Genomic DNA, 14,767 nt, shown 5'->3' with positions numbered 1-14,767 from the left:
GATGTTTTGTGTTGTTAGTATATTGACCAAATGGACAAGGTTTCAAGAAACTGCGTTCAATTAAGTTTGCGGCAGGCTTGGGTGAAAAATAGTTTTGATCAAACGGGCAAAATGGCTGGCTTTCATGATTTATGCTTGGCACATTGCGCGGACTTAATGGAGCTGATTATGCCTGAATCGAAAATGAAGCCTTGGACCGATGTTTCCGCACACCTTGTTGATGTCGCTATGGGGCGAAAGCCTGCTGATCTCGTGGTGCGCAATGGTAAATGGGTCAATGTTCATTCCGGTGAAATTATTCCGGCCAGCGATATCGCCATTGCCGAAGGGCGCTTTGCCTATTGCGGGCCGGATGCCGACCATTGCATCGGGCCGGATACCAAAGTGGTTGACGCCCAAGGTCGCTATCTGGTGCCCGGGCTATGCGACGCGCATATGCATGTGGAAAGCGGCATGGTGACGGTGACAGAATTTACCCGCGCTGTGGTGCCGTACGGTACGACATCCATGTTTATTGATCCGCATGAAATCGCCAATGTGTTGGGGCTTAAAGGCGTTCGCCTGATGCACGACGAAGCCGAAGCCATGCCGGTCAATGTGTATGTCCAGATGCCGTCCTGTGTGCCGTCCGCGCCGGGCTTGGAGAATGCGGGAGCGGCGCTTGGGCCGGAAGAAATTGCCGAAGCGATGAACTGGCCGAATATTATCGGCCTTGGCGAAGTGATGAATTTTCCCGGCGTTGCGGCCAATGATCCAATTATGCGGGGGGCAATTGACGCGACCGTGCGGGCCGGTAAAACTGTGGGAGGGCATTATGCGTCGCCTGATCTGGGTTTGCCGTTCCACGGCTATGTGGCGGGCGGTCCCGAAGATGACCATGAAGGCACACGCGCCGAAGACGCGATTGCCCGTGTGCGCCAAGGCATGAAGGCGATGCTGCGCCTTGGCTCTGCCTGGTATGATGTTGCCGAGCAGATTAAAGCCGTGACGGAGCAGGGGCTTGATCCGCGCAGTTTCATTTTATGCACCGATGATTGCCATTCCGGCACGCTGGTCAATGACGGGCATATGGACCGTGTTGTGCGCCACGCCATTGAGCAGGGTCTAAAGCCGGTCACGGCGATTCAGATGGCAACGCTGAACACGGCGCAACACTTTGGCCTTGAGCGGGAGCTTGGCTCAATCACCCCCGGCCGCCGTGCGGATTTTCTGCTGGTTTCAGACTTGGCGGCACTCACCATTGATGCGGTTTACGGCCGCGGTGTCAAACTTGCCGAGAACGGCAAATTGATCGCTGATATTCCGGCTTATGCCTATCCTGACAGCGCCAAGAACACGGTTAATCTGAAAAGCAAGCTGACCGCACAGCGCTTCCAGATTGACGCGCCAAGCGGTGCCAATGAAGTCAATGCACGGGTGATCGGCGTTGTTGAAAACCAAGCGCCGACGAAAGCGCTGGAAGCCACGCTCAATGTCAAAGACGGCATGGTGGAAATGGACCGTAAAAACGACGTCTGCCAGATTGCGCTGGTGGAGCGTCACCGCGCAACGGGCGGGGTGACCAATGCGTTCGTTTCAGGCTTTGGCTATACGAAAGACTGCGCGATTGCTTCCACCGTGGCCCATGACAGCCATCACATGATTGTGGTCGGCACCAATCACGGCGATATGGCGATGGCCGCCAACCGTTTGGCGGCTGTGGGCGGCGGTGTGTGCATGGTCAGTCAGGGCGAAGAATTGGCGATGGTGGAAATGCCGATTGCCGGATTGATGAGCGACGAGCGCGCCGAGATCGTTGCCGCGAAAGCCGAAATCCTCACCGCCGCTATGCGCGAAATGGGCTGCACGCTCAACAATGCCTATATGCAGCATTCACTTTTGGCGCTGGTGGTTATTCCCGAACTGCGTATTTCCGATGAGGGGCTGATCGACGTGCGTACGTTCGAGAAAGTGGATTTGTTTTTGTGAGGTGGGGAGATAGTATAAGTCAATCTACATCACTTCGTTGGCTAGCATAAAGGGTTTGTAAATTGTCAAGACGTGACGAACTTGAAGAAGCCTTGCTAGATCCACAAGAAGATTTATCTTTTGAGTATAAAGCTTGGCTTGACCTAAACTCTAATCATGGGAAAGCAACACTAGCTAAAGCCGTAATTGCCATGGCGAATGCTGATGGTGGATATGTGGTGATCGGATACGAGGAAGAAGTCGATACACTACAATCAATACCAAAACCTGAAAATATACGTGATATAACTCAAGATCTAGTCAATGGGGCCATACAGCGCTTTGCAACACCAGCACTGCACGTTCGTTTGGAGGTTATCACGAATGCTCGTACAGGTGTAGATCATCCGGTGGTGGTCGTACCATCAACCACTACGACACCAGTGATGGCAGTGAGAGACTGTGAAGGTGTGTTGCGACAGGCCCGAGTGTACGTTCGTCAGCCGGGGCCCCGCAGTGAGGAGCCGCGAACAGTTGATGAATGGCGTAGCTTGCTTGATCGTTGCGTTCAGCGGAGCCGTTCAACAATGCTTGACGCCATTCGTGCAATCGTTGAGGGCAGGGTTGAAGAGAGCGATACTGAACCAAATTTGCAAGAGAAGCTTATAACGTTTGTTACTAGGTCGCGAAAGCGTCACGAGGACCTTTTAGATGCAGCAAAGGTACCGGTGGATGCTGTTACAAGAATGCCTTTGGGGCGCTATGAAATTGGTTTTGCTTTCGATTCACCCGCGACCATACCCAATCTCACAAGCTTGCGGGAACGTATTGATGCCGCACATCGCATCAAGCTAACAGGATGGCCTACTTTCCTAGTGATGACGAGACAGGAAATGGCACCATATGCAGCTGATGGCGGGGTTGAAGCTTGGATCGGGAGAGCTGGTGCCGATCGGTATCTTGGCGAGGATGCTGCGCATTCAGACTTCTGGCGAATTAGGCCCGAAGGATTACTTTACACAACAACTGGATATGATGAAGATGGGGTTCCTGATCGTGTGGAGGCTGGAACCGCTATCGACATCACTTTACCAATCTGGCGTGTGGCTGAGGCGCTTCTCTTTGCTCGTCGTCTTGCTGCAACATATGACGGTGTCGAAAGAATTGCTGTGAAAGTAAAGTGGTCTGGACTGGAAGGACGAGCCCTTCAGGCATTAAGCGGTAATCGTATGCGAATGAGTTTTGATCGGATATGCCGAACAGCAGAAATCGAAAGTTCACGTTCGATTACTATCGGACAGATTGACGATAATTTACCTGAGATCATCCAAGCAATTGTTGCGCCGCTTTATGAATTATTCGATTTTTATGAACTACCAAGACAGATCGTGGAGCAAGAGCTAGAACGCTTAACACGGCGAAGTTAGCCTGCTTTCGACCAAAAGTTGACTAGAATCACAATTCAGATGATTTGCTAATACATCCGTAAACTCATTTATAGAAAACTGCCATCACCCCAACAAATCCCGCAAATTTTCCTCAAGCGCATGTTTTTCAAAACCGCTGGACTTTTTAAGTTCCAGATAGTCGGCCCATGCTTTGTTGCGGTCGACTTTGTCTGATTTCTTGCCTGCCAGCATGACGTTCTTGGCGGTGTGTTCAAGCGGGGTGAATTCGAGGAACTTCACCTCATAGCCAAGGGCGGTCAGCATCAGGGCGCGGGCGGTATCGGTAATCAGGTCGGCCTGTCTGCGGCGCATCAGCGGATATTGATTGACCATATCGAATGTTGTTCCGGCATTGCCGATCTGGCGTGATATTTCGGCCTGACAGCACGGCGCACAGAAGAAATACTGCATATCGGCGCGCACACCCAGCGCAAGCGCATCATCGGTCGCCGTATCGCAAGCATGCAACGCGATCAGAATGTCGACATTTTGCGGCTGGTTCTTATCAATCCGCGCATTGATGAACTTCAGACCGTCAAAGCCGACATTACCGGCGATCTCGTTGCACAGATCAATGACGTTTTCCTTGATGTCGATGCCTTGACCAATAGGCTGCATGCGCGCGCGTTCGGCCACATAATCATAGGTTGCAAAGGTCAGATAACCTTTGCCGCAACCTAAATCGAGAATGGAAATGGGATGGTCGGCTGTTTCAACAAAGGTGCCAATATCGCGGTCGATAATCTCGACAAAATTGGCAATCTGGCGAAATTTCGGATGATATTTCTTGATGATATGGCCGCGATGATCGGCAACGCCAAGCCCGCGCAAATAAGGACGCTTTTCCGATAGAACATAGTTTTTCGGCTTGTTGTGGGTTTGTACCACATCGCGCATGGTGGCTTTCGCCGCATAGAATTTCGGCTCGCCTTTCCGGTTTTCCGTATAGTGAAAATCCTTGTCTTGCGTAAAAAGCGTGGCCGCCCGAAAACCCGCATAAGGTTGGTCTTGAAGCATGGCGATAAGCGCTATCGGCTCATAGGCGAGTGTTTCGCCTGCCGCCAAATGACTGGCCTCATGTTTGATGATTTTCTTCGAACCGCCCAGCACCAGATCAAAGCTGGCCTTGAATTTATCAGCATTCTTGGCTTTTGCAGAAAAGGTGACACGCTTGAAACTGCCTTCATCAAGCGACTGTTTCAGCGTTTGTATGAACTGTTCTTGCTCCGCGTTGCGCCATGTACCGTTCATCCGCAATGCTTTCTCGTAATTTGTTCAAACATATCAACGCCGGTATTGATAATGCCGTCGGGGAAATCATAATCGGGCGCGTGAAGCTGCGGGCAGTTTTTACCGCTGCCAAGCACAAACAGAGCGGTTTTTCCCGCCGCGCTAAAGGCACCGAAATCTTCCGACCAGCGGAAGGGCTTGTCGATATCGATGATTGGCAGGTTTAGCCCGACCGCCGCATCGCGAATATTGGCAACAGCGGTCTCATCATTATCGCAAGCGGCAAATTTCTCATTATAGTCAACGGTGATTTTCAGCCCATGCTTTTCAGCGCAATCTCTTGCATATTGTGCGGCGCTGGCGATGAGTTTGGCTTGCAAAGCGTCAGTCTCAGCGCGGAAGGCAGCAAATAAATCGCCATCACCGGGCGTGATGCCAAAGGCAGGCAAACCCAAACGGGCATGGCAGATTGTCACCAGTGTTTTTTCAGGATCAATGCCCAATTGTTCAGGTAAGCTGTTCAATGTGCTCATAAGCTCCACGAGCGCGTTTTGCGGCGTGATGGCATCTTCGGGATGGGACGCATGAGATGTGCGGCCAAGGAAAGACATGTTCAGCCCTTCAGATGCAAAGCATAGCGAACCTGACTTCAGGCCGATATGGCCAAGCGGCATGCCGGGCAGATTATGCAGGGCATAGGCAAAATCCGGCCTAATCGCAGCGAATTTTTCATCGGCCAGAACTGACGGCGCGCCAATGCCGGTTTCTTCAGCGGGCTGGAAAAGCAGGACAACGCGTCCGCGCGCAATAGGGCGCTTGGCCAAACGCTGCGCAACGCCCATAATGATCGCCATATGGCCGTCATGGCCGCATAAATGGCCCTTGCCATCCACTGTCGAGCGATAAGGCGGCTGTCCGGTCTCCAGGATCGGCAGTGCGTCCAGTTCGCAGCGCAGCAGAACTGTTTCACCAGCCTCACCGCTGTCGAAAATCGCAGCAACGCCATGACCGCCAAGATTGTTGATGATCTGTGACGGACTGCACTCGCCAAGATATTTTAATATGCGGGTCGCCGTTACACTTTCCTCACCTGACAGTTCGGGAAAGCGATGCAATTCGTGTCTGAAGTCTAAAAGGTCGATCATTGATGTTAATCCCGCCAAAATGCCGGGCTGAGAAGAACCAATACGGTAAATAGCTCAAGACGCCCGAGCAGCATACCAAAAGATAGAACCCATTTGGCGCTGTCGGCCAAGGGTCCGAATGAGCCTGCAGGACCGACAATATCACCCAATCCCGGACCGACATTGGAAATTGCGGTTATAGCAGCCGAGAAAGAGGTCACCAGATCGGCACCGGTCAGAGCGACAAGAAGTGTGCCGATGCCGACGAGCAAGCCAAAGGTACAAAAATACATCAATGTCACAAATTGTACCTGTTCAGGGATCGGCATTGCGCCGCTTCGCACCGGACGAACAGCGTTTGGATAAATAAATTTTTCCAAAGCGCGGTTTACCACACCGAAAAGCACAATCCAGCGGGATGCCTTGATGCCGCCGGATGTTGAGCCCGAACACCCGCCCATAAAAGTGGCGATCAGAAAAACACCAGCGGAGAAGGGGCCCCATAAATTGTAGTCATCGTTGGAATAACCCGTTGTGGTGATAATGGACACCAGATTGAAAGTTGCATGGGCAAAAGCCTCGGTGCCATCCATAACGTTTGTGCGTTCCAACTGAATGGTCAAAATGACCGCGAAGACCATTGTATAGGTCAAAAAGAACATCACCTGATTGTCACGTAATGCGTCAAACCGGCCGCGCATCGCCATCACAAGGATGATCGTAAACGGGACAGCGCCAATAATCATAAAGACAACCGCAATCCAGTGCAGTTGATCGTTGAAAAATCCGAATGACTGGTCGTGAGTCGACATACCGCCGGTGGAAAGCGTGGTCATGGCGTGGTTGATGGCGTCAAATCCGCTCATGCCAAAATAGGCATAGAGAACGGCGCATAAAATTGTGAGCGCGGTGTAGATCAGTACAACAGATGTTGCATAGGTGGAAAACCGCGCAAATGGCCTGTCATAACGGTCGGACGATTCGATTTTGAAAAAGGAGGAGCCGCCAATTTTCAAAAATGGAAGAATGAATAGGCCGAGAACAATCACACCCAGACCGCCGATCCATTGCAATATAGAGCGCCAGAGGAGAATACCGGGCGGCATTGTATCCAATCCGGTAAGTACGGTTGAGCCGGTTGATGTTGCGCCTGAAACAGCCTCAAAGAAGGCGTCTGCCAGCGAAATATTCAGCGTTGAAAGATAGAATGGTACGGCTGCGCATACGCAGAAGGTAATCCAGAGCAAATTGACAACAAGGAAGGTGAACCGTGTTGAAACGACCGGCGGGCCGGAACGTGTTGCAATGGCGACCAGTGCAGATATGCCGCCGATTCCGGCAGATGAGGCGGCAAACACTTTCCAGTCCGCATTGTTGTAATACAGATCGACCAAGCCGGGTATCAGCATCATCGTCGCTAAATAGAAAGCAAATATTGCACTGATATGCAGTGCGTTTCGTAGCGTCGAGCTATTCATATAAGCGCTTTGCTCCCGCAGTTTCGTCCCAAATAGGTCATTTAGCTTATTACAGAACTGGCATTGTTAAGAAAGCGCCTATACACCGAGCTGAGGTCTATTTCATAGGAAATTGCGAAATCTGCGTTACGAAAGTCCGTTATGAGTGAATTTATAGATAATGTTGCCGCTGCTGCGGAGGCGATGCGTGATCTGTTTGTCGAAACACCGTTGCAGGAAAATGTTTTTTTAAGCCAGCGTTATGATGCGCGGATTTTGCTCAAGCGCGAAGATTTATCGCCGGTACGATCCTACAAGATTCGCGGTGCATTCAATTTCTTCCGCAAATGTCTGATGACATCCAATCCATCCAGTTTTGTTTGCGCATCCGCAGGCAATCATGCGCAGGGCTTTGCTTATGTTTGCCAGCACTTGGGCAAGAAGGGCGTTATCTTTATGCCGGTGACAACGCCGCAGCAGAAAATTGACAAAACACGCGCCTTTGGCGGCTCTGCGATCGAAGTCCGGCTGATCGGTGATATTTTCGACCAGTGTTATGCGGCGGCGATGGAATATGCCAAAGACAATAATGCCATGATGGTTTCGCCGTTTGATCATCCGGATATTATTGAAGGGCAGGCAACTGTTGCCCATGAAGTGCTTAAGCAAATGCCCGCAGGCCAAACGGTTGATCGCATACATGTTGCTGTTGGCGGCGGTGGCTTGTCGTCGGGCATGGCACGTTATTTTGCTGATATGAATCTGTCGCCGGAGTTCATGTTTGTCGAGCCGAAAGGCGCGCCAAGCCTGAAACAGAGCCTGATCAAAGGCGAACGCGTTGATGTTGGCCATGTTGACAATTTTGTCGACGGTGCGTCCGTCGCTTTAATGGGCCAATATCCGTTTGAAATTCTCAAGCGTTTCTCAGCCGATAAAGTCAATCTGGTCTCTGAAGACCGGCTGTGCCGCACCATGATTGAAATGCTAAATGTCGAAGGGATCGTATTGGAGCCTGCCGGTGCATTGTCCATTGACTCGCTTAAAGATGTGAGCCCAAGCGCTCTTCATGACAAAAATGTTCTTTGTATTGCATCTGGCGGAAATTTCGACTTCGAGCGTTTGGCAGAAGTCAAAGAACGCGTTTTGCGTCATAGTGGTGTGAAAAAGTACTTTGTATTGCGTTTGCCGCAGCGCCCGGGTGCCTTGCGGGACTTTCTCAATCTTCTGGGGCCCGACGATGATATTTCGCGGTTTGAGTACCTAAAAAAATCGGCGCGGAACTTCGGTTCGATTTTAATCGGCATTGAAACAAAAGATGCCGCTAATTTTGCCGGCTTGATGGCCCGCATGACAGACAGCGGAATCATCTGGCAGGATATTACAGATAATGAACTGGTTGCCGGTCTGCTGATTTAGACTGGCTAAACATGCTCGTGCTCGTCGGTGACAGGCGTGTCACCGGCACGTTGGCGGCGCGGCGGGATTTTACCGGCGCGTGACAACAGAACAGCGAACGGGCGGGTGCCTTCAAACTCTGACAGGATAATCACAAGAATAGCGGTGATCGGCACTGACAGCAAAGCTCCGGCAATGCCCCATAATGTTCCCCAAGTGGTCAATGCCACTAGAATGACAAAGGGGCTGAGATTGAGTGTGCGGCCCATTAAATTCGGCTCTAAAAAGCTGCCGACAAGAACCTGACACACGATCAGTGCGCCTGCGGTGCCGATTATCCATGCCGGATCACCGAACTGCACGATTGCGATGGCCACCGGAAAGGCAACGCCCAAAAACGAGCCGACATAGGGAATATAATTGAGCAAAGCGATCAACACGCCCCAGAAGGCGGCAAAGTCCAGGCCGACAAAAGCCATCACGATATAACTCATCAATCCTAGAACGAGATTGACCAGTGTTTTAGCTGCTAGATAATTGCCAATGCGCTCGTTGATGATGGTGATAAGATCGGCAATGCGTGTTGCATCATCAGGATCGTCGGTGAGTTTGGCAAGTTTCTTGGTAAAGGTCACACGCTCGGCAAGTGCAAAGCCGGTATAGACCAGAACAACGAAAACCGAACCGGCCAGCACCGATATCGACGTTATGGTTGACGTGATGAGGCTTTGAAGGCTGATGCCGCCGAGAACATCGCGGCGTATAGTTTGCCATGTCGGTTCTGTTTCCACTTCAAATTCTTCACCGATCGCGCGTGCGATATCCTGAATAAAACTAAGCAGTTTTGCCTGATAAGTCGGCGCAAGCGCGATCAACTGGTTGATGTTTGAAATGATCAGGAACACAAATGCCGTCACAACAGCCACGATGACCAATATGGAAATCAGATAACGTACCGACGCAGGCGCAGACCGCCCGCCCATTTTTATTTTATTGAGAAGCTCGGCCAGCGCGATAATGATGTAGGCCAGAATAATACTGGCAATAATGGGGATGAAAACGCTTTGGCCAATGCTCAGCACCCAACCGATCATCAGCGCCATTGCGACCCCATAAACGGTATTGCGAAACCGTTCATTGCGTTCACGCGGATGCTTCGGCTCAATTGGAGCGTTCATTCTAAATCTTTCCCTTCAGCGCCTATTTTCTGTTTTACAGGCTATAGGCAAGCCTATCATTATGTATATGCTGATTTACGGCATTTTTGCGTAGGACTTTCGGATTAGTTCCGGTCTGGGCAGTTGAGATAGCGTAATACAATCTGGCAACAATGTCCCAAAACGTTATTGCAGCGCTTTTATCCAATTAACGATGGCGTCCGTGATTTCCTGATTTTTGTTCGGCGATAACGCGTCACCGGCAATCACATGCTTGTAAGGGTCATCAGCACCGGTAACGGCGTGGAGCTGTGTTTCTCCGCCCCATCGCTCCATGACCTGTTTGCTTGCGCTGTGATCAACCACTGTGTCCTGTTCGGAGTAAATGAACAGCGCGGGCTGGGTGATTTTCTCGTAACGCAAAGTTTCAGCATGAGCGACAAGCGCGCCCATCGGCAAGATGGCTTTGCTTGGATATTGCGGCGTCCAGAATTTTGCGTGAGCATCGTTTACAGGCTCAAAGCTTCTCTCCTTGCCGATAATCAGGGGAAGCCATTTTTCCGCATAGGGAAATGTCAAAAGTCCGCTGCCAGCTGCCTGAACTTTAAAATTGGGAGATATGAGAATAAACGCATCCATTTTGTCTTTCAGAGACGGGGAAAGGGCAGCAACGCTTGCCAGTGTTGCACCTGTCGAGGTTCCTATGACGACCACCTTTTCCCCGATGCGCGCGCCAATTTCGATGGCCTCTGCGGTATCATCAAGCCAGTCCTGACCGGTTGCGGACCCCATTGCGTCGCTACCGGCGCCATGCCCCTCAAGACGTGTGTAAAACAGATTGGCCTTCAATTCTTCGGCGACCAGATCCGGCACGGGACGAATTTCGCCTTTTGATGCCGAGAACCCGTGAATATAAACCAGTGATACAGGTGTTTTGGCTTTCGATGTCGGATATGCCCAGACAATTTCTTTTTCCGCATGGGACATGACATCTGACTGCGCGTCTTCGGACTTGGCCAGATAGCTATCCAAATCGTTGCCCATTGCCGCCGCATCAAAGCGGATATCGTCTGTGAAAGTCGCACGCGGGCCAAATAATAACAGGGCAATCAGAACCAGCGCGAGCAATAAAACCAAATATAGCGCCATCTTAAATTTTCCGCGTTTTTTGGGTTTTTTCGGCTTGGCTGACGGTGCTTCGGTCATGAATAATGTCCTGGTTTCCATTACAATTAGATGCTGCATACTGTGAAAGCAATCGGGTAAATAAAGCTCAGCTTTAGCCGTGCACTTGCGATTTAATCCCAATGACTTAGTTTAGAGTGCATTAGAAATTTAAGAAGTGGTGCAGGTGGATATGGCCGGATTTTTAAAACGTTTATTTGGTGGCGGAGGCGAAGAAACGTCAAATCCTGAAAACCAGAAGCCAAACGAAATCTATAAGGAAGTAGAAATCAGAGCCAATCCGATGAAAGATTCAAGCGGTCAATGGCGTGTGGCTGGCACAGTGACAAAGAACATTGATGGCGTGAACGCCACACGTAAATTCATTCGCGCGGACCTTGTGCAGGGTAAAGACGAGGCAATTGCTGCAAGCGTCAATAAAGCCAAAATGATTATCGACCAGAATGGGCCAAGCCTTTGGAAAGGTGATGACAATCAACCGGTTTGAATATAATCGTTGCTTTTGCACCGGCGTGAAAAATTTTAAGATTTAAAGCTTATATAAGTGCTAAGCACTATGAAGGTCGAAAACATGATGAATAAAGCGATGATCACTGCATTTGCAGGCATTCTTACAGTCTCATTTGCTGGCATCAGTCATGCGGTTGCGCAAGAATCCAACCTGTTTTCCAATGTCAGTCTCGCCGCAGGCGGCTTTGCTTCCATTGCTCCTGTCTATGAGGGCTCGGATAAGTACCGCGTGAGTGCGTTTCCAATTATCTATCCTACCTTCGGTGATGGTAATGGCGAGCGGTCACGCCTTACATTTCGCGGCGTTGATGATGTCCGCTATGCTGTTTTCCGTAAAGGCGGTTTCGATCTCGGCCCCGTTGTCGGGTATAATTTCGGTCGCAAAGAAAGTCTTTCATCGGACCTTACGGGTCTTGGCGATGTTGACGGCGGCGTTGTGGCCGGTGCTTTTGCTTCTTACACGATCAACGGGTTTTCTGTCGACGCGGCAGCGACCAAGCAATTGAGCGGTCTTGACGACAGCGGGTTTCTTGCGCGTTTCGGCGCCGGGTATGAGGCCGCTGTTACCGAACGTTTGACGGTTAATCTGTATGCGGGCGCTACATATGCCTCCGACGACTATATGGATCATATGTTCAGCGTTACGGCGGCACAAAATGGCGCTTCCGGCTTGCCGGTTTTTGATGCTGATGCGGGGATTAAGAATATAGATCTGAAACTGTCGACGAGCTATCAGGCAACGGAACAGCTTAATCTGCGCGCCAATGTCGGTTATTCAAGATTGATCAATGATGCGGCTGACAGCCCGATTTCGATCACCAATGACCAGTTCTCAGGTGGTCTGGGTTTCATTTACCAGTTCTAACTTTAAACAGACCGTGCCAGATCGGCGTCTATGCCGACATTGGGGCGGTCTATGACTTCGCGCAGAGCGAAGCTTGAATTTATCTTTACAACATGGGGAAGGGCGGTGAGCCAGTCCCGGTGAATGCGCTCGTAATCTGCCAAATCCTTGGCGACGACGTGCAGCGTATAGTCATATTCACCGCTCATCAGATAGCAGACAACGATGTTGGGGCAGCGTTTTACAGCGGCTTCAAATTCGTTGAGTGTTTTGGTAAATTGTCCGGAAAGGGACAAATTGACAATTGCAGTGAGATTGTGCCCGAGCTGTTTGTTTGACACGCGCGCATAATAGCCGCGGATAACGCCGCTTTTTTCCAATGTGTCCAATCGTCTTGAACAGGCTGAGGCGGAGAGGCCGACCTTTTCGGCCAGACTTGCATTGGCGAGCCTGCCATCTTTTTGAAGGGCATTTAAAATCGCGTAATCAATCGTGTCCAGTTGCATGTGTGCAAAAATCTTCCATTTTTGTGCCTGTTTATGCAATAATGCTTGAAACTCGTTTGTTTGCAAACCCAAATTTGCAAGGACATTGCGCAATTTTTTTTGCACAATATTGCACAATAATCTGGCTGAGGAGACTGTTATGCGCGTTGGTTGCCCAAAAGAAATTAAAAATCATGAATACCGTGTCGGACTGACACCTGGATCTGTTCGCGAATATGTTGCGCACGGACATGATGTCATCATGGAAACAAATGCCGGTGCAGGCATTGGTGCCGGTGATGACGTTTACAAAGCCGCAGGCGCGAAAATTGTCGATACGGCTAAGGACGTTTTCGAACAGTCAGACATGATTGTGAAAGTGAAAGAGCCTCAGCCGGTTGAGTGGGCGATGCTTCGCGAAGACCAGTTGCTTTACACTTATTTGCACCTTGCGCCAGACCCGGAGCAAACTAAAGGTTTGATCGACAGCGGTTGTACAGCAATTGCCTATGAAACCGTGACCGATGATCGCGGCGGCCTGCCATTGCTTGCACCTATGTCAGAAGTTGCCGGCCGTTTGTCAATTCAGGCATCTGCGACAGCGCTTCAAAAAGCAAATGGCGGCAGCGGTGTGCTGCTTGGCGGTGTGCCGGGCGTATTACCGGGTAAAGTCGTCGTTATCGGCGGCGGTGTTGTCGGTATTCATGCTGCCAAAATGGCCGTTGGCCTTGGTGCCGATGTGACTATCCTTGACCGGTCATTGCCGCGCCTTCGCCAGCTCGATGATATTTTCAATGGCCGCGTGAAAACACGCTATTCTTCCATCGATGCTTTGGAGCAGGAAGTTTTTGCTGCTGATGCGGTGATTGGCGCTGTTCTTATTCCAGGCGCTGCTGCCCCTAAGCTGGTGACACGCGATATGCTTTCCGGCATGAAAAAAGGCTCAGTTCTTTGCGATGTGGCGATCGACCAGGGCGGTTGTTTTGAAACATCGAAAGCGACAACCCATTCTGATCCGACCTATGTTGTTGACGATGTGATCCATTATTGTGTCGCCAACATGCCGGGCGCTGTGTCTGTGACTTCTGCCCATGCGCTGAACAATGCAACGCTGCATTACGGCGTTATGCTTGCTGACAAAGGTCTGAATGCAATTCTGGAAGACCACCATCTGCGTAATGGTCTTAACGTGCACAAAGGCAAAATCACCAATGCTGCCGTTGCTGAAGCGCTTGGCTATGAGATGTCAGCACCGGAATCTGTTCTTAAAGTCGCGTAAATCCCCAGTTGTTGCGATTGACGCAAACGCCGGATCATTGATTTGATCCGGCGTTTTGCGTTTAAATGGGCTGTGTTGGAAAAGGGAATATTTGCCCCGTAGCTAAGCGCCTGTGATACCGTTTTGTACCGCCAAATTGGCACATTCACTACGGCTTAGGGGGCGCACATAACCTTCTGATTGGCGATAGGGTTTGAAACCCATTTTCTGGTAAAGAGGCAATGCGGCAGGGTGGTCCAGCGTACAGGTGTTAACCGTAATGCGAGACGGCTTGCCTGACCAGCACGCATCAATCGCGCTTGATAGGAACCAACGGCCCAAACCGCGGCCTGCGCCATGCGGCATCATGCCAAAATAGGCCAAATCATTGACATCAATGCCATTGCGGTTGACCTCATAAAAACCGGCAGGCGCACCATCCAGATAGAGCACTGTAATTTCAACGTTGGGATCATGAATTGCGCGTGCAAGTTCATCATCTTTCAGTCTGAGACGCATTTCCCAGTTCCAATGAATGCCGACATTGAAATATAGGTAGCGATAAAAATGGAGCGGCATGTCTTTGGCGACAAGCAATGCGGCATTGATGTTTGCCGGGCGTTGCACATGATTGTCCGGCCGCTCGAACATTTCCAGATAAGTGACTGTTGTGCTTAAGGTTTTGGTGTGTTTTTCAAATTTAACACTTGGGCCAAACCAATTCATT

At 50.5% G+C, this 14,767-nt stretch carries 13 protein-coding genes; 6 read left to right on the top strand and 7 right to left on the bottom strand.

Annotated elements, in window-relative coordinates:
- Window positions 1-168 precede the first annotated feature (168 nt).
- Together ade and SU32_RS08155 are read left to right on the top strand one after the other, a co-directional pair.
- The gene (gene ade, locus SU32_RS08160) at window positions 169-1,968 is read left to right on the top strand and encodes an adenine deaminase (RefSeq protein ID WP_053998903.1); all 1,800 of its coding nucleotides are present in this window, start codon (window positions 169-171) and stop codon (window positions 1,966-1,968) included.
- A 62-nt stretch (window positions 1,969-2,030) separates the two neighbouring features.
- Window positions 2,031-3,374, top strand: a complete 1,344-nt coding sequence (locus tag SU32_RS08155; protein WP_082376569.1) for an ATP-binding protein — start codon at window positions 2,031-2,033, stop codon at window positions 3,372-3,374.
- Between the two features lie 84 nt (window positions 3,375-3,458).
- Here SU32_RS08155 and SU32_RS08150 read toward each other — a convergent pair whose 3' ends face one another.
- From SU32_RS08150 to SU32_RS08140, 3 genes are read right to left on the bottom strand one after another with little or no spacing between them, the layout of a single operon-like run.
- Window positions 3,459-4,646 (bottom strand): class I SAM-dependent methyltransferase, encoded by a 1,188-nt coding sequence (locus SU32_RS08150; protein WP_053998845.1) that lies wholly within the window; start codon window positions 4,644-4,646, stop codon window positions 3,459-3,461.
- Window positions 4,643-5,770, bottom strand: coding sequence for an amidohydrolase (locus SU32_RS08145; RefSeq protein ID WP_053998844.1), 1,128 nt, complete (start codon window positions 5,768-5,770; stop codon window positions 4,643-4,645). The genes SU32_RS08150 and SU32_RS08145 overlap by 4 nt, the downstream gene beginning before the upstream one ends.
- A gap of 5 nt (window positions 5,771-5,775) precedes the next feature.
- Window positions 5,776-7,227 (bottom strand): TrkH family potassium uptake protein, encoded by a 1,452-nt coding sequence (locus SU32_RS08140; protein WP_053998843.1) that lies wholly within the window; start codon window positions 7,225-7,227, stop codon window positions 5,776-5,778.
- A 141-nt stretch (window positions 7,228-7,368) separates the two neighbouring features.
- Here SU32_RS08140 and ilvA point away from each other — a divergent pair, with 141 nt between their 5' ends.
- The gene (gene ilvA, locus SU32_RS08135; protein WP_053998842.1) at window positions 7,369-8,622 is read left to right on the top strand and encodes a threonine ammonia-lyase IlvA; all 1,254 of its coding nucleotides are present in this window, start codon (window positions 7,369-7,371) and stop codon (window positions 8,620-8,622) included.
- Between the two features lie 5 nt (window positions 8,623-8,627).
- Here ilvA and SU32_RS08130 read toward each other — a convergent pair whose 3' ends face one another.
- Both SU32_RS08130 and SU32_RS08125 read right to left on the bottom strand, forming a co-directional pair.
- Window positions 8,628-9,779 (bottom strand): AI-2E family transporter, encoded by a 1,152-nt coding sequence (locus SU32_RS08130; RefSeq protein ID WP_053998841.1) that lies wholly within the window; start codon window positions 9,777-9,779, stop codon window positions 8,628-8,630.
- Between the two features lie 165 nt (window positions 9,780-9,944).
- Window positions 9,945-10,964: an alpha/beta hydrolase gene (locus SU32_RS08125; RefSeq protein ID WP_082376581.1), complete on the bottom strand. Its 1,020-nt coding sequence runs from the start codon at window positions 10,962-10,964 to the stop codon at window positions 9,945-9,947.
- Window positions 10,965-11,115: 151 nt separating this feature from the next.
- Here SU32_RS08125 and SU32_RS08120 point away from each other — a divergent pair, with 151 nt between their 5' ends.
- Both SU32_RS08120 and SU32_RS08115 read left to right on the top strand, forming a co-directional pair.
- A complete protein-coding gene (locus SU32_RS08120) occupies window positions 11,116-11,430 on the top strand; it encodes an HlyU family transcriptional regulator (protein WP_053998840.1) in 315 nt (104 codons plus the stop codon).
- An 84-nt stretch (window positions 11,431-11,514) separates the two neighbouring features.
- Window positions 11,515-12,318, top strand: a complete 804-nt coding sequence (locus SU32_RS08115) for a MipA/OmpV family protein (RefSeq protein WP_160316302.1) — start codon at window positions 11,515-11,517, stop codon at window positions 12,316-12,318.
- A 2-nt stretch (window positions 12,319-12,320) separates the two neighbouring features.
- On the opposite strand, the gene SU32_RS08110 is transcribed toward SU32_RS08115, so the two are convergent.
- Window positions 12,321-12,803, bottom strand: a complete 483-nt coding sequence (locus SU32_RS08110) for an Lrp/AsnC family transcriptional regulator (protein ID WP_053998901.1) — start codon at window positions 12,801-12,803, stop codon at window positions 12,321-12,323.
- A 139-nt stretch (window positions 12,804-12,942) separates the two neighbouring features.
- On the opposite strand from SU32_RS08110, the gene ald reads away from it, so the two are divergent.
- Window positions 12,943-14,061, top strand: coding sequence for an alanine dehydrogenase (ald, locus tag SU32_RS08105; RefSeq protein WP_053998838.1), 1,119 nt, complete (start codon window positions 12,943-12,945; stop codon window positions 14,059-14,061).
- A 102-nt stretch (window positions 14,062-14,163) separates the two neighbouring features.
- Here ald and SU32_RS08100 read toward each other — a convergent pair whose 3' ends face one another.
- Window positions 14,164-14,766 (bottom strand): GNAT family N-acetyltransferase, encoded by a 603-nt coding sequence (locus SU32_RS08100; protein ID WP_053998837.1) that lies wholly within the window; start codon window positions 14,764-14,766, stop codon window positions 14,164-14,166.
- Between the last annotated feature and the right edge of the window lies 1 nt (window position 14,767).

It is taken from the genome of Ahrensia marina, assembly GCF_001293565.1.
In the GTDB taxonomy this organism is placed as follows: Bacteria; Pseudomonadota; Alphaproteobacteria; order Rhizobiales; family Rhizobiaceae; genus Ahrensia; species Ahrensia marina.
Note: the sequence above shows the minus strand (reverse complement) of the source record. Positions and strands in the feature narration are given on the sequence as shown.

Coding starts and splice junctions, on each gene's coding strand:
- ilvA (WP_053998842.1), top strand. CDS start 7,369: ATGAGTGAATTTATAGATAATGTTGCCGCTGCTGCGGAGGCGATGCGT.
- SU32_RS08145 (WP_053998844.1), bottom strand. CDS start 5,770: ATGATCGACCTTTTAGACTTCAGACACGAATTGCATCGCTTTCCCGAA.
- SU32_RS08125 (WP_082376581.1), bottom strand. CDS start 10,964: ATGACCGAAGCACCGTCAGCCAAGCCGAAAAAACCCAAAAAACGCGGA.
- SU32_RS08110 (WP_053998901.1), bottom strand. CDS start 12,803: ATGCAACTGGACACGATTGATTACGCGATTTTAAATGCCCTTCAAAAA.
- SU32_RS08100 (WP_053998837.1), bottom strand. CDS start 14,766: ATGAATTGGTTTGGCCCAAGTGTTAAATTTGAAAAACACACCAAAACC.
- ald (WP_053998838.1), top strand. CDS start 12,943: ATGCGCGTTGGTTGCCCAAAAGAAATTAAAAATCATGAATACCGTGTC.
- SU32_RS08130 (WP_053998841.1), bottom strand. CDS start 9,779: ATGAACGCTCCAATTGAGCCGAAGCATCCGCGTGAACGCAATGAACGG.
- SU32_RS08115 (WP_160316302.1), top strand. CDS start 11,515: ATGATGAATAAAGCGATGATCACTGCATTTGCAGGCATTCTTACAGTC.
- ade (WP_053998903.1), top strand. CDS start 169: ATGCCTGAATCGAAAATGAAGCCTTGGACCGATGTTTCCGCACACCTT.
- SU32_RS08120 (WP_053998840.1), top strand. CDS start 11,116: ATGGCCGGATTTTTAAAACGTTTATTTGGTGGCGGAGGCGAAGAAACG.
- SU32_RS08140 (WP_053998843.1), bottom strand. CDS start 7,227: ATGAATAGCTCGACGCTACGAAACGCACTGCATATCAGTGCAATATTT.
- SU32_RS08150 (WP_053998845.1), bottom strand. CDS start 4,646: ATGAACGGTACATGGCGCAACGCGGAGCAAGAACAGTTCATACAAACG.